This window comes from Leucobacter fengyongliangi, assembly GCF_052386045.1.
This window is the reverse complement of sequence record NZ_CM126356.1, coordinates 1040042-1057208: the sequence shown is the minus strand read 5'-3', so window position 1 is coordinate 1057208 and position 17167 is coordinate 1040042. Positions and strand designations below refer to the sequence as shown.

At 65.0% G+C, this 17167-nt stretch carries 15 protein-coding genes and 1 other RNA gene; 4 read left to right on the top strand and 12 right to left on the bottom strand.

The features are described from left to right. Positions 1-73 precede the first annotated feature (73 nt). Entirely contained in the window at positions 74-1420 is a 1347-nt protein-coding gene (gabT, locus tag ACTNFK_RS04955) for a 4-aminobutyrate--2-oxoglutarate transaminase (RefSeq protein ID WP_435936295.1), read from the bottom strand. Between the two features lie 152 nt (positions 1421-1572). Here gabT and ACTNFK_RS04950 point away from each other — a divergent pair, with 152 nt between their 5' ends. Further along, positions 1573-3201, top strand: a complete 1629-nt coding sequence (locus ACTNFK_RS04950; protein ID WP_435936294.1) for a PucR family transcriptional regulator — start codon at positions 1573-1575, stop codon at positions 3199-3201. A 107-nt stretch (positions 3202-3308) separates the two neighbouring features. On the opposite strand, the gene ACTNFK_RS04945 is transcribed toward ACTNFK_RS04950, so the two are convergent. Further along, positions 3309-4463, bottom strand: a complete 1155-nt coding sequence (locus tag ACTNFK_RS04945; RefSeq protein ID WP_435936293.1) for a thiamine-phosphate kinase — start codon at positions 4461-4463, stop codon at positions 3309-3311. Positions 4464-4527: 64 nt separating this feature from the next. Here ACTNFK_RS04945 and ACTNFK_RS04940 point away from each other — a divergent pair, with 64 nt between their 5' ends. Further along, on the top strand, positions 4528-5010 hold the full coding sequence (locus ACTNFK_RS04940) for a DUF3515 family protein (RefSeq protein ID WP_435936292.1): 483 nt from the start codon (positions 4528-4530) through the stop codon (positions 5008-5010). Here ACTNFK_RS04940 and ACTNFK_RS04935 read toward each other — a convergent pair. From ACTNFK_RS04935 to ACTNFK_RS04900, 8 genes are all read right to left on the bottom strand, one after another. Beyond that, complete coding sequence (locus ACTNFK_RS04935; RefSeq protein WP_435936291.1) at positions 5007-5750, bottom strand: gamma-glutamyl-gamma-aminobutyrate hydrolase family protein; 744 nt, start codon at positions 5748-5750, stop codon at positions 5007-5009. The genes ACTNFK_RS04940 and ACTNFK_RS04935 overlap by 4 nt on opposite strands. Further along, positions 5747-6868, bottom strand: coding sequence for a D-alanine--D-alanine ligase family protein (locus ACTNFK_RS04930; RefSeq protein ID WP_435936290.1), 1122 nt, complete (start codon positions 6866-6868; stop codon positions 5747-5749). The genes ACTNFK_RS04935 and ACTNFK_RS04930 overlap by 4 nt, the downstream gene beginning before the upstream one ends. Next, positions 6865-7986: an NAD(P)H-dependent glycerol-3-phosphate dehydrogenase gene (locus ACTNFK_RS04925; RefSeq protein WP_433645863.1), complete on the bottom strand. Its 1122-nt coding sequence runs from the start codon at positions 7984-7986 to the stop codon at positions 6865-6867. The genes ACTNFK_RS04930 and ACTNFK_RS04925 overlap by 4 nt, the downstream gene beginning before the upstream one ends. After that, entirely contained in the window at positions 7983-8744 is a 762-nt protein-coding gene (locus ACTNFK_RS04920; RefSeq protein WP_435936289.1) for a lysophospholipid acyltransferase family protein, read from the bottom strand. Before ACTNFK_RS04920 ends, ACTNFK_RS04925 begins: the two co-directional genes overlap by 4 nt. A 41-nt stretch (positions 8745-8785) precedes the next feature. Next, complete coding sequence (gene murA / locus ACTNFK_RS04915) at positions 8786-10207, bottom strand: UDP-N-acetylglucosamine 1-carboxyvinyltransferase (RefSeq protein WP_435936288.1); 1422 nt, start codon at positions 10205-10207, stop codon at positions 8786-8788. A 6-nt stretch (positions 10208-10213) separates the two neighbouring features. After that, on the bottom strand, positions 10214-10816 hold the full coding sequence (gene leuD / locus ACTNFK_RS04910; RefSeq protein ID WP_435936287.1) for a 3-isopropylmalate dehydratase small subunit: 603 nt from the start codon (positions 10814-10816) through the stop codon (positions 10214-10216). Positions 10817-10818: 2 nt separating this feature from the next. Continuing rightward, positions 10819-12288, bottom strand: coding sequence for a 3-isopropylmalate dehydratase large subunit (gene leuC / locus ACTNFK_RS04905; protein WP_435936286.1), 1470 nt, complete (start codon positions 12286-12288; stop codon positions 10819-10821). Positions 12289-12509: 221 nt separating this feature from the next. Next, complete coding sequence (locus ACTNFK_RS04900) at positions 12510-13553, bottom strand: TerC family protein (protein WP_433645868.1); 1044 nt, start codon at positions 13551-13553, stop codon at positions 12510-12512. 220 nt (positions 13554-13773) lie between these two features. On the opposite strand from ACTNFK_RS04900, the gene ACTNFK_RS04895 reads away from it, so the two are divergent. Beyond that, a complete protein-coding gene (locus tag ACTNFK_RS04895; RefSeq protein ID WP_435936285.1) occupies positions 13774-14553 on the top strand; it encodes a TIGR00645 family protein in 780 nt (259 codons plus the stop codon). Between the two features lie 104 nt (positions 14554-14657). Here ACTNFK_RS04895 and ssrA read toward each other — a convergent pair. Together ssrA and coaBC are read right to left on the bottom strand one after the other, a co-directional pair. Then, positions 14658-15030, bottom strand: a transfer-messenger RNA (tmRNA) gene (gene ssrA, locus ACTNFK_RS04890). A 93-nt stretch (positions 15031-15123) separates the two neighbouring features. Continuing rightward, the gene (gene coaBC / locus ACTNFK_RS04885; RefSeq protein WP_435936284.1) at positions 15124-16398 is read right to left on the bottom strand and encodes a bifunctional phosphopantothenoylcysteine decarboxylase/phosphopantothenate--cysteine ligase CoaBC; all 1275 of its coding nucleotides are present in this window, start codon (positions 16396-16398) and stop codon (positions 15124-15126) included. A gap of 117 nt (positions 16399-16515) precedes the next feature. On the opposite strand from coaBC, the gene ACTNFK_RS04880 reads away from it, so the two are divergent. Continuing rightward, the gene (locus ACTNFK_RS04880) at positions 16516-17163 is read left to right on the top strand and encodes an antibiotic biosynthesis monooxygenase (RefSeq protein ID WP_435936283.1); all 648 of its coding nucleotides are present in this window, start codon (positions 16516-16518) and stop codon (positions 17161-17163) included. Positions 17164-17167: the final 4 nt, after the last annotated feature.

Sequence of the window (17167 nt, the reverse complement as noted above, 5' to 3'; positions counted from 1 at the left end):
AGTCGTTTCCTTTCGTGAGCGGGGCTCGAGCGTGCGCCGTTCGAGCCCCGCAATTCAGTTGATCAGAGGTGGATCAGGCCGAGGCCTTGAGCGCATCTGCAACGACCTGCAGGCCCTCGCGCAGCAGTTCGTCGCCGATCGACAGCGGGGGCAGGAAGCGGATCACGTTGCCGTAGGTGCCGCAGGTGAGGAGGATGACACCCTGCTCGCCGGCAAACTTGGCGATCGCGCTGGTCAGTGCGGCGTTCGGCTTGGTGCTGCCGGACTCGACGAGTTCGACCGCCTTCATCGCGCCGCGACCGCGAATGTCTCCGATGCGATCGTCATTCTTCTGCAGCTCGGTGAAGAACTCGTCGATGATCGCGCCGATCTCGCGAGCACGCTCTGCAAGGTTCTCGGCCTGGTAGGTCTCGATCGTGGCGAGCGCAGCCGCGCAGGCGATGGGGCTGCCCGCGTAGGTGCCACCGAGGCCACCGGCATGAGCAGAATCCATGATCTCGGCGCGACCGGTGACGGCCGACAGCGGGAGGCCACCCGCAATGCCCTTCGCCGTGGTCACGATGTCTGCGACGACACCCTCGTGGTTCGCGGCGAACAGATCACCGGTGCGGGCGAAGCCGGTCTGCACCTCGTCGAGGATGAAGACGACGTTGTTCTTGGTTGCCCACTCGCTCAACGCGGGAAGGAAGCCCTCGGCGGGAGCGATGAATCCGCCCTCGCCCTGAATGGGTTCAATGATGATCGCGGCAAGGTTCGATGCTCCGACCTGCTTTTCGATCTGTGTCAGTGCGATCGCGGCGGCCTCAGCGCCCGTGAGCCCGTCACGGTACGGGTACGAGGTCGGAACCCGGTACACCTCGGGAGCAAACGGGCCAAAGCCATCCTTGTAGGGAATGTTCTTGGCGGTCATGCCCATGGTGAGGTTGGTGCGACCGTGATACGCGTGGTCGAAGACGACCACTGCGTTGCGCTTGGTGTAGTGACGTGCGATCTTGATCGCGTTCTCAACGGCTTCGGCACCAGAGTTGAACAGTGCAGAGCGCTTCTCGTGATCACCGGGGATCAATTCGTTGAGCTTCTCAGCGACCGCTACGTATCCCTCGTACGGGGTGACGGTGAAGCACGTGTGGGTGAACTGCTGTACCTGGTTCACCACTGCTTCGACCACGGCAGGAGCCGAGTTGCCGACGCCCGTGACCGCAATGCCCGAGCCCAGATCGATGAGCGAGTTGCCATCGGCATCGACCATGACGCCACCGCCGGCAGCCACGATAGAGACGGGCAGTGCCACGCCCACGCCCGAGGCAACGGCCGCGTTCTTGCGCGCCATGAGCTCCTGCGACTTGGGGCCGGGGATAGCGGTGACAAGCTTGCGCTCCTGTGGCAGCGAGGGGCCGCCCTGAAGAGTGACATCTGACATCGAAACTTCTCCTTCTGTGCGTGCGCTGCCGGAGCAGTCGCGATGATTCGATCCCCAGCACCAACGCCGGTGGATCCTGCACCCAGCATAGGCTCGCAGCCGCCGCCGGCAATTTGCCACTATGGTGATTTGTAGAAGCAAGATTCGCCACTATGGCAATCGAGGCCCGCGGGCTGGACTCTCCCGAAGGAGGCACGGTGATTACCCCCTCGCTCCCGCTGCACCCCACGATCGAGCTGGGCACGCTTATCCGCCAATACCCGCTCGGGCTGGTGCTGATTGCAGGCAGCTCTGAGGAGGCCTCCGAGGCAACTGCCGAGCTCCCCGTGCTGTGGGTGCACGGCAGCGACATGCTCGATCCCACGCCCTTCCTCACTCCCCGCACGGTGCTCCTCACGACCGGCAACCAGTTTTCCGCAAGCCTCACCATCGAACAGGCAAACGCCTACGTCGAGCGCCTGCAGTCCGCGGGTGTCGCCGCACTCGGCTTCGGTGTCGGCATCGTGTGGGAGCGCACCCCTCCCCTGCTGATCGAGGCCTGCGAGAAGCTCCGTCTGCCCCTGTTTCGCGTGCCGTACGAAACCCCGTTCATCGCCATCGTGCAGACCGCGGCCAGGCTCCTCGATGCGCAGTCGCACGCTCGCGACGCCTGGGCACTCGAATCGCAGCGCGCCGTGGCAAGCGCGGCACTGCAGCGCGACGGCATCGCTGCGGCGGTGCGCGAGGCCGCCGCCCGCCTCGGCAAGTGGGTCGCCATCGCCGACCGCACCGGTAGGCTGATCGACTTCGCGCCGCGCACCGAGCGAAATTCGACACAGGCCGAGTGGATCCGCCGAGAGTCGCGCGACCTGATCGAACGCGGCACTCGCGCCAGTCGCGTGCGAAGTCTGGGCGACGTGCCGATCCACTTACAAACCCTCGGTCGCAGCGGGCACCTGCTGGGAGTGCTCGTGACCCCGGCGAGCACGACCCCCGACCACGCCGAGCGCACACTGATTGGGCTCGTGGCATCGCTCGCGACGGTGCAACTGGAGCACCGCACGGGGCTCGGTGAGGCCGAGGTGGCGCTGCGGTCAGCCGTCGTGCAGCTGCTGCTCGCGGGCGAGACCGAGCTCGCCGAACGGGTCGCACGCGGGGTGCTCTCGCGCCTCCCCCGGGGCCGGGTCGCGGCGGTGCGTATCGACCACGTTGCCGACTTCGGCGCGAAACTCACCGAAGACCTGCGCTCGCTCGCCGGCAGCAGCGCGGGGCTCCTCACGGCACCCTTCGGCGTGGGAGCGGTGCTGATCTGCGACGCGACGCTCGTCGCGTCCGTGCGTCGCGTGCTGGTGGATCACCATGTGCCCGCAGGGGTAAGCACCCGCGGGTCACTCGACGACCTGGCCGAACTCATCGAACAGGCCGAACTCGCACTTGAACGCGCGAAGGCGCCAGGCAAGGCGGGCGAGACCACCCCGGGCCCAGTCGACTATCAACCGAGCATGCACGCGGGGTTGTTCGACCTGCTCGCGGCCGAGCCGGAGGCGCGACGACGTGCACTCGGGCTACTCGCCCCGCTCCGCCAGCACGATCAGCGGCACGGTGACGCGATCGCGCACAGCCTCGAGGTGTGGCTCGCTCACCACGGTCAGACCAGCCCCGCCGCCGCCGCGTTGGGGGTGCACCGGCACACGCTGCGCGCGCGCATGCAGACCGCCGCGAGTTTGGTGGAGCGCGATCTGGATGACCCGGGCACTCGTGCGGAGCTGTGGGCCGCGCTGCGGCTCGCCGCGGGTTCCTGAGCCGGCACCGCACACAGAGACATCGACACCGCATGCTGGCAGCCCCGTCGCGGCGTCAAGACCCCGGGTGGGCGACTGTGGCCCCTTCCCACGGGACGAAGGAGCCACTAGCGCCCACCCCCAAGGGGCGGGGCTTCGACGCTGGGGTCCCAGCCCCTCGAGGGCGAGGCCCCGATGACGTAGGGGTCCCATCCGCGCGGCTCGTACGGCGATCCACCGACCAGGAGCGGGCCTTCACTGCGCGTCGCAACCACCTCGCCGATCACGCGAAACCCCTCAGGAATCTCCGCGGTCGTCACGGCCGGGAACGTCGCGAGCAGTCCGTGATCCTCGCCACCCGTGAGCATCGCCTCAAGCGACACGATCTCACCGCGCTGCAGGCCGAAGTGCGCCGCGAGCAGGTTCGCGTCGAGTGCCAGGGTGACCCCACTCGCGCGCGCGAGCCTGGCCGCATCGAGCGACAGCCCGTCTGACACGTCGAGCATCGCGGTCGCACCCGCGTTGGCGGCAACGATTCCCAGGTGGATCGGCGGAATCGGTGCCAGGTGCGCCGAGAGGGCAGCTGGGTGTCGCTCGCGCAGCAGGGCAAGCTCCGAGCTCACATCGGGCACCGCGTCACTCGTCTGATTTCGAACAGGATCAGTCGGGGGGCGCTCCGCGAGGCGCACTGCTTCACTCGACTCCGATGCCTCGGCAAGCCCAAACAGGGCAGAGAGGCCGATTCCCGAGAGACCCAGATCCCCCGCGTACGCCACCACATTGCCCGGACGCGCGCCGGAACGCAGCACCGGGCCGCGGCCCTCAAGATCGCCGAGCGCGGTAATCGATGCCATCAGAACCGCAGCCCGGCCTAGATCGCCGCCGACCACGCCGCACCCGGGCGCGAGCTCCGCGCAGGCGGCATCTATGCCCCGTGCGATCTCGGCCAGCAGGGCAACCGGAGTCTCTCGCGGGCATGCCAGCGCAACGGTCAGCGCGGTCGGGCGTGCGCCCATCGCGGCGACATCAGACAGGTTCGTCGCGGCGAGCTTCCACCCGAGCTCATAGCCGGAGTGCCAGGCGAGCCGGAAGTCGGGCCCCTCGATCATGGTGTCGGTGGTGACCACCGTGTCCCCGCGACTCGTGAGCACCGCGGCATCGTCGCCCGGGCCGACGCTCGCCGAACGAGCCGGTCGCAGCCGCGCGAGGATCGCCGCCAGCGCCCCCGATTCGCCGACCTCGCCAACGGTCTGGCCGTGATCCACTGTCTGCCGCTCACCCATGCCCACCAACCTACCGTCGCAGAGACGAGGCCAGCCCCCAGGCACCCGGCGATAAGCTGGAGCCGTGTCGATTCGTCTACGTGCCCTCGCCCTCGGAGCCGCCACGCTGACCCTCGCGAGCACACTCACTGGATGCTCGGGCATCGTGCCCATGGACCCGGCGCCCGACGCGAACGACCCCGCGTGTGCCGATGTCATCGTGCGCCTTCCCGATACGGTCGCCGATCTCGAGCGGCGCACCACGAACGCCCAGTCCACCGGGGCGTGGGGCGATCCCGCTGGTGTGCTGCTGTATTGCGGCATCGAACCGACTGGCCCGACCACCGACGACTGCGTCAACGTCAGTGGTGTCGACTGGGTCATCAACCGAGACAACGCACCGCTCTACAAGTTCGAGGCCTACGGTCGTAGCCCGGGTCTCGCCGTGATCGTTGACTCAGAGAAGGCCAGTGGCACCGAGACGGTAGTGGATCTCGGCGCGGTCGCGAAGCTGCTTCCGCAGACCAGGCAGTGCACGAGCCTCACCGATACGCTCGACTTCGACTAGCCTTCGAGCGAGTCCTCGCGCACCGCGGCAGAGAATCCGTCAAAGAATCGTTCGAGTGCAATCGGATCGCCCTGCGCCTCCTCGGGATGCCACTGCAGCCCGACGATCCAGCGATCGATTCCTTCCGTCGCTTCGACCACCCCGTCGTCGGCTCGGGCGGCGACGCGGAGACCCTCGCCGAGGCGATCCACTGCCTGATGGTGCCCCGTACGCACCGTGACCCGCTCCTCACCGAACAGCTCAGCCACCCGCGTCTCGGCTTCGAGCGCGACATCGTGATCGGTCCACGGGTCGCCGACGACCTCGCGATTATGCAGGCCCGGGCCGAGATCTTGCACGAGTGAGCCGCCAAAGGCGACGTTGATGACCTGAGACCCTCTGCAAATTCCGAGCACCGGGGTGCCCGCCTCGGAGGCGCGGCGCACGAGTTCAATCTCGAAGCGATCCGCGGCGGCGTCGACGTAGTAGAGGTTATCGACCAGGGCAGCCTGACCGTACACCTCTGGCGCGACATCACCGCCGCCCAGCACGATCAGCCCCGAGGCTCCCGCGAGCGCCTCAGCGGGCGCGACACCCGGCTCTGCCGCGTCGATGATGCGCACCGACAGGCCGCGCTCGCGCAGCAGCCCGCTAACGCGCTCGGCAGAGTCGGTGAGCCCCTGTCGAAACCCCTCCGGCATACCCGCGCCACCGTGCACGTAGGAGACGAGCACCTCGGTGCCGGGCTTTTCGCCACTCATCGCGTGCGCCGTTCGAGTGCGAGCTCGATGAGTTCGGTGATGAGCGCCGTGTAGCCCATTCCCGATTCCTCCCACAGCCGCGGGTACATCGAGATGGGAGTGAAACCGGGCAGCGTGTTGATCTCGTTCAAGACCGGGCCTGCTTCGGTGAGGAAGAAGTCGATGCGGGCAAGCCCCGCACACTGGGTCACCTCGAAGGCGCGCACGGCGGCATCGCGGATCGCGTGAAACTCCCCGTCGGTCACCTTCGCGGGCAGTGCGAGTTCGATTCCCGCTGCCCCCAGGTACTTCGCCTCGTAGTCGTAGAAGTCACGGCCGGTGAACACGATCTCGCCGATGACCGCGCTCGTGCGCGGCAGCGCGCCGTCTCGGCCCTGCAACACCCCGATCTCGACCTCACGCCCGGCAACCCCCGACTCCACGAGCACCACGCGGTCCTCCGCGAAGGCGAGCTCGAGGGCCGGGCCCAGGCCGCTCGGCTCGGTGACGCGGCTCACACCGACGCTCGACCCCGCTCGGTTCGGCTTCACAAAGAGCGGGTAGGTGAGGCCATCGGCGAGACTGTCTACGAGATAGGGATCACGCTCCAACTGCTCGCGCGTTACCATCCGCCACGGCGCCACGGCGATGCCTGCGTCGGCGAGCACGGTCTTCACCGCGTGCTTGTCCATGCACAGCGCGGAGCCGAGCACACCGCTTCCGACGTAGGGAAGGTCGACCAGCTCGAGCATGCCCTGCACGGTGCCATCCTCGCCAAAGGTGCCGTGCAACATGGGTAGCACGACGTCGACGTGACCGAGCGAACGCAGGTGCCCGTCTTGCTCGATGACGGTGAGGGTGCTCGTCTCGGTCGACGCAGGCCAGAGCACCCGGGTGCCATTCTCGGGAACCTCGGGCAGCGCGCCCGCCTCCAGCCGGTAACTCGACAGGTCCTCCTCGCCGAGCAGCACCGTCGCCCCGCGCTTGGAGATACCGACCGGGATCACGTCAAACCGCGAACGATCGATGGATCGCAGCACCCCGGCAGCGGTAACACAGCTGATCTCGTGTTCGCTGGAGCGGCCGCCGAACAGCAACACGACGGTGCGCTTCTTGGGCCACAGGTCTTCTGCGCTCACGCGGGGGTTCCCTTCAATCGGTCAACAAATCGGCGCCAGGCGCCCGGCTTCTCGCCGCCGAGACTCAGCTCGGGCTTGGGCACATCATCTTCGGTGGCCAGGTGAGGCCCCAGGTCTTTCGGTGCCATGGTTCCGCTCAGCACCATCTGCACCTGCTCGACGATCGGCATCGGCACCCCGCGCTCATGCGCGAGCTCGAGCACCGAGGCCACCGACGTGATGCCCTCGGCGGTCTGCTGCATCTGCTGCTTCGTTTCTTCGAGCGAGAAGCCCTGCCCGATCAATCGCCCCGCGGTGTTGTTGCGCGAGAGCGGCGACTGGCAGGTCGCGATGAGGTCGCCCAGGCCGGCGAGCCCGGCCAGCGTGCTCGGATCCGCCCCCGATGCCACCGCAAATTCCGTCATCTCGGCGAGACCGCGGGTGATAATCGCGGCCTTTGTGTTCTCGCCGTAGCCCACCCCATCGACGATGCCGATGGCCAGCGCGATGAGGTTCTTGAGCACGCCGCCGAGCTCGGTACCCACCACGTCGGTATTCACATACGTGCGAAAGTATTTGGCTGAGCATGCGGTCGCGATCTCGAGCGCCACTTCGATCGATCCGCTCGAGGCCACCGCGCCCGTGGGCTGCTCCTTCGCGATCTCGAGCGCAATGTTCGGGCCCGAGAGCACCCCGATTCGCTCAGGACCGATATCGAGGGTGTCGGCAATCACCTCCGACATGCGCATGGTGGTGGATCGTTCCACCCCCTTCACGAGGCTGACGAGCACGCTGCCGCGTTCGAGATGCGGCTCAATGTCACGGAGATTTTCGCGTAGCGTCTGGCTCGGCACAGCCAAGAATACGAGCTTCGCGCCGCGCAGCGCCTGATCCACCTCGCTGGTCGCCTTCAGCGACTTCGGCAGGTTGATGCCGGGCAGGTACTGCGAGTTGCGCTTGGCAACCTGAATCTCCTGCGCCTGCTCGGGCCTGCGCGCCCACACGGTCACGTCACAACCCGCATCGGCGAGCACCTTCGCGAAGGTGGTACCCCAGCTGCCCGCCCCGATCACGGCAACCTTGCGCCCGCGATTGCGCCGCAGGTTCGCGGTGACGATATCGATGGGACGGGTCGTCAAAAGCGCCCCGTTTCGCTCTGCTGGTGCTTGCCCGGATTCCAGCGCTCTGTGGGCGGTTCTTCCCCGCGCAGTCCCGCGAGAAGCCTGGTGATCTCGGTCATCAACACCTCGGTGGCCTCGGTGACCGTCTTCTGATCGATCTCGCGACCCTGAAAACGAGAGAGGTCGAGGGGCTTGCCCACCGCGACGTGAATGGTCTTCCGCGGGATGGGGTGGATCCGCTTCGCGTACCTTGGCATCAGCTCTTGCGTGCCCCAGTGCGCCATCGGGATCACTGGGATTCCAGATTCGAGCGCCAGGCGGATCGCCCCGGTCTTTCCGCGCATCGGCCACAGGTCCGGATCGCGAGTGAGGGAACCCTCGGGATACACAATCACCCCGGAGTTATTGCGGATCAATTCCCCGGCCGCGCCCAACGCGCTCGCACCCGCAGTCCCCACACGCTCTACCGGCACCTGTCCGGTGGAACGGAACACCCACCCAATGAGCGGATTTCGAAAGAGGCTCGCCTTGGCCATGAACCTCGGGAGTCGACCGAGATGCCACACGCCCGCACCGACCGCGATGGGGTCGATTTCGCTGTAGTGATTCGGCGACAGGATGAACGGCCCGGTCTTGGGTAATTGTGAATCGGGGGTAAAACGATACCGCACCATGCACGACCAGGCCGGCAGAATGAGCGAAGCCAGCACCCAGAACATGCTGGGGCGCCGTTTCTCAGCAGAGGAGCGGCTTCGTATTTTTACGGTGTCACGCATAGTCTCATCTTCCCAGAATCAGCGTGCATGGACGCGCGAACTCAGCTCTCGAACACGAAGTCGGCACCGAGGAGGCGCAGCTTCTCAATGAAATTCTCGTACCCGCGCGAAATGATGCCGAGATTACTGACCTTGCTCTGCCCCTCTGCAGTCAGAGCGGCGATGAGGTGGCTGAACCCACCGCGCAGGTCGGGCACCTCAATGTCGGCACCGTGCAGCGGGGTGGGGCCGGTGATGACCGCGGCCTGCTCAAACTCACGGCGCAGCACGCGGCGATCCTCATGGGCAAGTCCGTCCGGATACACCACGATGTTCGCGCCCATCGTGTTGAGCGCATCCGTGAACCCAAACCGGTTCTCGTAGACGGTCTCGTGGATCGTCGAGACTCCCTCGGCCTGGGTCAGCGCGACCACGAGCGGCTGCTGCCAATCGGTCATGAAGCCAGGGTGCACGTCGGTCTCGATCGTAACCGGCTTCAGCGCACCACCCGGGTGCCAGAAGCGAATGCCGTCGTCTTGCACGTCAAACGCACCGCCGACCTTGCGGAACACGTTCAAGAAGGTCATCATCTCTTCTTGTTCGACGCCGCCGACGAAGATGTCGCCCTTGGTGGCCAGCGCGGCAGCCGCCCAGCTGGCGGCCTCGTTGCGGTCGAAGATCGCACGATGCGTGTAGCCCTGAAGCTCCTCGACACCTTCGATGAAGATCACTCGGTTGGGCTCCATCGAGATGATGGCGCCCATCTTCTGGAGAATGCAGATGAGGTCGACAATCTCAGGTTCTATGGCGGCGTTGCGCAACTCCGTTTGCCCCTCGGCGAGCACAGCGGTCAGCAGCACCTGCTCCGTTGCTCCCACGGAGGGATAGGGCAGCTCAATGTTCGCACCCTTGAGTCCGCCGGGGGCGGTGAGGCTGATCCCGCTGGGCAGTTTCTCGATGACCGCACCGAACTGTCGCAACGCGTCGAGATGGAAATCGATGGGACGATCCCCGATGCGGCAACCGCCGAGGTCGGGAATGAAGGCCTTCCCGAGTCGATGCAGCAGCGGCCCGCAGAAGAGGATCGGGATACGCGACGAGCCGGCGTGCGCGTCGATGTCGGCATGATGCGCCTGCTCGACGTTCGAGGGATCGAGGCGCCATTCACCCGGGTCTTCGCCCCGAGTAATGAGCACGCCATGGAGGGCGAGCAGTCCGGCGACGACGCGCACGTCCGAGATATTTGGCACATTGCGCAGCACGCTGGGTGACTTTCCGAGCAATGCCGCAACCATCGCTTTGGTGGCGAGGTTCTTGGCTCCGCGCACCTCAATGCGACCCTTCAGTGGCCGCCCACCCTTGATGATGATCTCGTCAGAGGTCAGGCCCACCCGGGCACCCGCCTTCCGAGCGTCCTGTTTCAGGCCCTCGTCAGCGTCAGTCTGTGAAATCGCGCTGTCTTCGATGGTGTCGCCGCCGTTCATTCGAAATTAGGCCGTGTGTGCCGGAAGTGTGGTGGGCATCCAGGACGGACGCTTCGCCTCGAAATCCGTGATCGCCTGCTCGTCGCGGAGGGTCAACGAGATATCGTCGAGCCCCTCGATCAGCCGCCACCGAGTGTAGTCATCAATCTGGAAAGGAACCGTGAGTTCCCCGGCGGTCACCGTGCGATCTTCCAGACTCACCGTCACCGGCGCACCCGGGTGAGCATCGAGAAACTCCCAGATCCGCTGCACGTCGGCTTCTTCGACCTCCGCGGCGAGGAAACCCTGCTTGCCGGAATTTCCACGGAAAATATCGGCGAACTTGGGCGAAATTACGACCTTGAAGCCATAGTCGCGCAAGGCCCACACCGCGTGCTCACGCGAGGAACCCGTACCAAAATCGGCACCCGCGACGAGCACCTCGGCACCCGAATACTCGGGCCGATTCAGCACAAAATCCGGGTCTTGACGCCAGTGAAAGAACAGCGCGTCTTCAAACCCCGTCTTCGTGACGCGCTTCAAGAACTCCGCCGGAATGATCTGATCGGTGTCGACATTCGAGCGCTTCAACGGAACAGCAACGCCGGTCAACGTCGTGAACTTCTCCATGATTACGCCCCTACCTTGTCGTGCGTGATACCGCGCGCTTCGTCTGACTGCAGATCCCACGGGCTCGAGAGCGTGCCGCGAATGGCGGTAGCCGCCGCGACCAGCGGCGACACCAAGTGCGTCCGCCCGCCCTTGCCCTGGCGCCCCTCGAAATTGCGGTTCGAGGTCGACGCGCATCGCTCACCCGGTGCCAACTGATCGGGGTTCATCCCGAGACACATCGAGCACCCGGCAAATCGCCACTCACCGCCGAATTCCTCGACGATCTTGTCGATCCCCTCAGCCTCTGCCTCCAGCCGCACCCGCGCAGAGCCGGGCACCACCATCAGACGCACGCCGTCGGCTATTTGCTTGCCCTTGATGATGCTCGCGAACTCGCGCAAATCATCCATGCGACTGTTCGTGCACGACCCCATGAAGACCGCGTCGACCGCGATCTCCTTCATTGGGGTACCCGCCGCAATATCCATGTACTCGAGTGCACGCTCGGCCGCGGCGCGCTGATTCGGATCAGCGATGTCCGCCGGATTGGGCACCCGATCGCTCAGCAGCACGCCCTGGCCCGGGTTCGTGCCCCACGTCACGAAGGGCTCCAACTCGTTCGCATCGATGAAGACCTCGGCATCAAACACGGCGCCCTCGTCGGTGGGCAGCGTCTTCCAATACTCGACCGCCGCATCCCAGTTCGCGCCGTTCGGCGCGTGCGGGCGACCCTCGAGATAGGCAAAGGTCGTCTCGTCGGGGGCGACCATTCCGGCGCGGGCGCCGGCCTCGATCGACATGTTGCAAATCGTCATCCGCCCGTCCATCGACAGGCCACGAATGGCGCTCCCCCGATACTCGAGCACGTACCCTTGACCGCCGCCGGTACCGATCTTCGCGATGACCGCGAGAATGATGTCTTTCGCGGTGACACCGGGGCGCAACTCGCCCTCGACGTTGATCGCCATCGTCTTGAACGGTTTCAAAGGCAAGGTCTGCGTCGCCATGACATGCTCGACCTCGCTCGTGCCGATCCCGAAGGCGAGCGCGCCAAACGCGCCGTGCGTCGACGTGTGGCTGTCGCCACACACCACGGTGATGCCCGGCATCGTGAGGCCCAGCTGCGGCCCGACGACGTGCACGATGCCCTGCTCTTTGTCGCCCAGCGGGTGGGCACGCACGCCGAACTCGGCGACGTTCTGACGCAGCGTTTCAATCTGCAGGCGGCTGATGGGATCCTCGATCTGCCGCGTGATATTGAGGGTTGGAGTGTTGTGATCCTCCGTCGCGATCATGAGATCGACACGCCGTAGTGGGCGACCCGCCACGCGCAGTCCGTCAAAGGCCTGCGGGCTCGTTACCTCGTGAATGAGGTGCAGATCGATATAGATCAGATCGGGGTCACCGTTTTCGCCCTTCACAACCACATGGTCGTCCCACAGCTTCTCTGCCAGGGTGCGGGGGCGGGGGTTGGTCTGTTGCTCAGTCATGAATGTGCATCTCTACTTCGTGGCTCGGTGCGCAACTGCGCGAATGGGTCGGCCATGCCTGGACTCCGCGACGGGAGGGCCGAAAGCTACACCCCGTCGCGGCAAGGAAGGAGGAGCTGCCGCGTACGCATGCCGAGAGTCTATCACCGGGTGCCGTGCGGGATCGCAGCGAGCCCCGGGGTGTACCGCCACACCCGGGGCGGCGGTACACGATCCACTGGCTAGTGCTGTGCGCCGTCGTCTTGCTTCGGCTGCACCGGGGCACCGCGTGGCACTCGCCGCTCGCCCGATGCGAGCGCATCCCGACGAATCTTCAGGAGGCTCGCGACCGTCGCGACCGCCATCGCGGCGACGATTACGCCGAGCGACACCCAGGTGCTGATCTCGGGTGCCCATTCAATGTGTTCGCCACCGTTGATGAATGGGAGTTCGTTCACGTGCATGGCGTGCAGCACGAGCTTCACGCCAATGAAGGCGAGAATGAAGGCGATGCCGTACTTCAGGTAGATCAGGCGATCGAGTAGGCCACCCAGGAGGAAGTAGAGCTGGCGCAGCCCCATGAGCGCGAAGAGGTTCGCGGTAAACACGATAAACGGGCTCTGGGTAATGCCAAAGATCGCGGGGATCGAATCGAGCGCGAAGAGCAGGTCGGTGGTGCCCAGGGCGATGAGGACCAGGAGGAACGGCGTCCACATCTTCTTGCCATCGACGGTTGTACGCAGCTTGCCGCCGTCAAAGTGGTCAGAAAACGGCACAACCTTTTTGATCTGCCGCACGAACCAGCTCTCGCCGTCCCCCTCGCCATCGTCGTGGCTCGCCTGCTGCCACGCGGTGTAGATGAGCCAGGCGCCGAAGATGTAAAAGACCCAGCTGAAGTTCTCGATCAGCGCGGCACCCACCAAAATGAAGACGCCACGGAAGATCAGCGCCAGAATGATGCCGATCATCAGGGCACGCTGCTGGTACGCAATGGGCACCCCGAATCGGGTCAGGATGATCACGAAGACGAAGAGGTTGTCAATCGACAGGCTGTACTCGGTCAGCCAACCCGCCAGAAACTCGGTGCCGTGCTGCACATCGCCGAGAATGAACATGGCACCGGCAAAGATGAGCGCAAGCAACACGTAGAAACCCACCCACAGGCTCGCCTCTCTCATCGATGGGGCGTGCGGGCGTCGAATGATGAGCAGGAGATCGATGAGGAGGATCGCAACGAGCACGATCATCGAGCCGATCTCAAACCAGAGCGGAAGAACGGTAGTCACTATCGGGTGGTTCACCTTCGGTGTGGGTGGTGCGCGAATGACCGAAGGTCTCTTCCCGGCAGAAGCCGAGCCCGCACCGGCAGGGCTACGGAGCCCAGCGTGATGACGATACGAGCAAAACGGAATACTCCCCTTCGCAGCGGTAAGTCTAACTTGCTCAGGCAACCCCGAGATACGCGTCGCTACGCTTATCTCCGACATCCGCCTCGAAAGGACTCCAGTGAGCGAGTTTCGCACCTCATCCGTCAGTGATACGGCCTTACCCGGCCCGGGCCTAGCCTCGCGCACCCTCGCTGGATTCATTTTCGCGAGTCGCTGGCTACAGGCGCCCCTGTACCTGGGACTGATCATCGCTCAGGCCATCTACGTGGTGCTCTTCTTCGTCGAGCTCTGGCACCTCATCGAAACCGCGATCATAAACGGCCACTTCACCGAGACCGAGGTCATGCTGAGCGTGCTCGCGCTCATCGACATCGTGATGATCGCGAACCTGCTGATCATGGTGATCATCGGCGGCTACGAGACGTTCGTCTCGAAGATCCGTGTTGCTGGCCACCACGACGAGCCCGACTGGCTGTCGCACGTCAACGCAAACCTCCTGAAGGTCAAGCTCGCCGTCTCGATCATCTCGATCTCCTCGATTCACCTCCTGAAGACCTTCATCGAGGTGGGTCGTATGGACGGCGGAATCGTCACCGGTGCCGATGGCCGCGTGATCTACTCCGGCGAGGGCGTGATGTGGGAGGTCGCGATCCACCTGGCGTTCATCGTCTCGGCCCTCGCGCTCGCCTGGATCGACAAGATGGGCCACGCGTCGCCGAGGGTGGTCAAGCGCGCTGTCGCTCCAATGACGGATCAGGATCACTCGCCAGCAGCTTCTTCTCCGTCCCAAGCCACTACCGCGCAGCCATCTCCCGCCGCAGCGGGGCAGCAGTTCATGACCGTACGACTGCCGCTCGGCGCGAAGCTCCCCGAGGGCGCAGAGATCGTGGATCGCTAGCCCGCACGGTGGGCGGTCGCCCCGCACGGAAATGAAATAGGTGAGGGGCCACCCACTGGGTGGCCCCTCACCTATTTCCAATTCCCAAGCGTGTGATGTGAAGCTCGTGGAGCCGCGGGGAATTGAACCCCGGTCCACTTCGATGATTCCATGCCTTCTACGGGTGTATTTCGTGCAGACGTTCTACTCGGCCCCGCTCTTTGTCACGAACACCTAGTGCGACGGGCCCCGTCACAGTAAAAGTCCCGGTACGCCCTGAAACGCAACGCACCAGCAAGCCTCCTAGATGACGTCAGGAAAACCGGGGCGGAGGCACACCCGGCCTGACGGACTCGGTCTCGTGCTTAGGCAGCGAGAGCGAAGTCGGTGCGCTTAACGTTGGCACCTATAGTTTGCGAAGGGCGTTTACGAGATAACTCCGCGTCCTCGACCCGCTTCTCACAGTCTCAAAACGACGTGTCGAAACCGATCGGCCCCGTGAGTGCAAGACCCAAACACCGGAGTGTTTCTGGCCTCGCGGGGCATTCACATCACACGCTATGGAATTATCAATTCCGGGCGAGCCCGGCCTTACAGAATATCACGTGCGAGACGCACTGCCAAGACCGAGTCGAGTAGTCCATCTGCAGTCTCGCGTTTGGTGCCATTGATTCGACGCACGACTTCGCCAGTTCGGTCCAGAATATACAGGGTATTGCCTGCCGACTCGAAACCCTCGATCCACCCCACCGCATTGACCGCGAGCAGATCCACGCCCTTTCGTGCGAGCTTGCGCCGCCCACGCTCCAGCAACTCATCCTCACCCTCGACAGTCTCTGCGGCGAAACCCACGATCGTCTGGCCCGGGGCCCGGGAGACGACCAAACCCCGCAGGATGTCTGGGTTTTCAACCAGCTGGAGTGTGGGAGGCGTGCCGCCCGTGTCCTCCTTGCGAAGTTTCCCTTCCGACACCTCGGCCACCCGATAGTCGGCCACTGCGGCTGCCATGATGATGACGTCTGCGCCGGCAGCCTCCGTGCGCGCAGCGGCCTCGAGCTCTGCCGCCGTGCCGACCGGAACGACGCGCGTAGTGGATCGCTCCCCCACCTCGCCAAGCACGGAAGCGTCAACGTTGGCGGAAAGGAGCACCACCTGCGCGCCCCGAGCCGCGGCGGCGGCGGCGATCGCCACGCCCTGCCGGCCACTTGAGCGATTGCCGAGGTAGCGCACCGGGTCGATCGGCTCGCGGGTGCCCCCGGCACTGACGAGCACCGTGAGGCCCGCGAGATCGGAGGTGGGCTGATCCACTATGATCTGCGACTCGGAGGCGTGTGGATGCCGACCCGCCAAGAGAGACTGTGCCGCCGCAAAGATCTGCGTCGGCTCGCTCATGCGACCCGGGCCGCTGTCGTCGCCCGTGAGTCGGCCGCTGTCTGGGCCGACAAACGCGATGCCCCTGCCGCGGAGCGTCTCGACGTTGTGCTGGGTTGCGGCGTGCTGCCACATCTCGGTGTGCATCGCCGGCGCGACGAGCACGGGGGCAGTGGTGGCGAGCAGGGTGGTGCCAAGGAGGTCGTCGGCAAGACCAGCCGCCATGCGAGCGAGCGTGTTCGCGGTTGCGGGGGCCACGACCACCAGGTCGGCCCGCTGTCCGAGTGCGACGTGGCGCACCTCGGGAACATCGTCGTGCACCGACGACGTCACCGGGTGGCGGCTGATCGCCTCCCAGGTCGGAAGCCCGACAAAGCGCAGGGCGTCGGCCGTCGGCACCACGTGTACCTCGTGACCGGCCTCAACGAACAACCGAGCGAGCAATACGGCCTTGTATGCGGCGATGCCGCCGGTCACCCCGAGCACAATATTCACGACACCATCTTCGCACCCTGCGCCGCGAAGCGGAGCGACCCGCAAACGTAACCCCGGAGTCACGCATTGGATACACGCTGAAACCTGCACGACACACGGGTGCGGTGCAATGAGGTCATGGCGAATCCAGTGACAGTTTCGGTCAGGCGAGAGCTCTCCCCCACCTCCCTGGGAGACGGGGTGGCGTGGATCGACCAGGGCCTCAGCCTCGCGCGAAGGCATCACGGCTGCCTGGGGGTCGGCGTCATGCGAGATGCCGAGAACGAAAACGTGCTGCACATGACCTATCGCTTCAGCGACGAAGAGTCGCTCACTGACTGGGAGCACTCCCGTGAGCGACAGAAGTGGCTGCGGAGCGGCGATCCACTCGTGCTTGACGCAACGGTTCAAAGCCGAACTGGCATCGAGGGGTGGTTTGACGGGCCCGAGCTGCGCCACTCGGTCGATGTGCAGACCGGAGCCGTGCGCACGATTGGGGTGCGCTCCGCGCCGTTGCGATGGAAACAGGCCGTGGCCATTTGGCTGGGCATGTTTCCTCTGAACCTGCTGGTCTCCCTCGCCGTCTCACAGTTGGGGTGGTGGGACGATCTCGCGATTCCTCTGCGGTCCGTTCTCACTGTCACCCTGCTGGTGCCGATCATGACGTTTTTCATGATGCCGCTCGTGACCCGCGTGCTCCGCCCGTGGCTCAGACGAAATCCCGGAACGATCAAGAGCGAGCGAGCGCTCCTGGAAGCATTGAACACTCGCACGCCGCTCGGCTAACTCT

Coding starts and splice junctions, on each gene's coding strand:
- ACTNFK_RS04935 (WP_435936291.1), bottom strand. CDS start 5,750: ATGAGTGGCGAAAAGCCCGGCACCGAGGTGCTCGTCTCCTACGTGCAC.
- leuC (WP_435936286.1), bottom strand. CDS start 12,288: ATGACTGAGCAACAGACCAACCCCCGCCCCCGCACCCTGGCAGAGAAG.
- ACTNFK_RS04945 (WP_435936293.1), bottom strand. CDS start 4,463: ATGGGTGAGCGGCAGACAGTGGATCACGGCCAGACCGTTGGCGAGGTC.
- ACTNFK_RS04950 (WP_435936294.1), top strand. CDS start 1,573: ATGGCAATCGAGGCCCGCGGGCTGGACTCTCCCGAAGGAGGCACGGTG.
- leuD (WP_435936287.1), bottom strand. CDS start 10,816: ATGGAGAAGTTCACGACGTTGACCGGCGTTGCTGTTCCGTTGAAGCGC.
- ACTNFK_RS04880 (WP_435936283.1), top strand. CDS start 16,516: ATGGCGAATCCAGTGACAGTTTCGGTCAGGCGAGAGCTCTCCCCCACC.
- murA (WP_435936288.1), bottom strand. CDS start 10,207: ATGAACGGCGGCGACACCATCGAAGACAGCGCGATTTCACAGACTGAC.
- ACTNFK_RS04920 (WP_435936289.1), bottom strand. CDS start 8,744: ATGCGTGACACCGTAAAAATACGAAGCCGCTCCTCTGCTGAGAAACGG.
- gabT (WP_435936295.1), bottom strand. CDS start 1,420: ATGTCAGATGTCACTCTTCAGGGCGGCCCCTCGCTGCCACAGGAGCGC.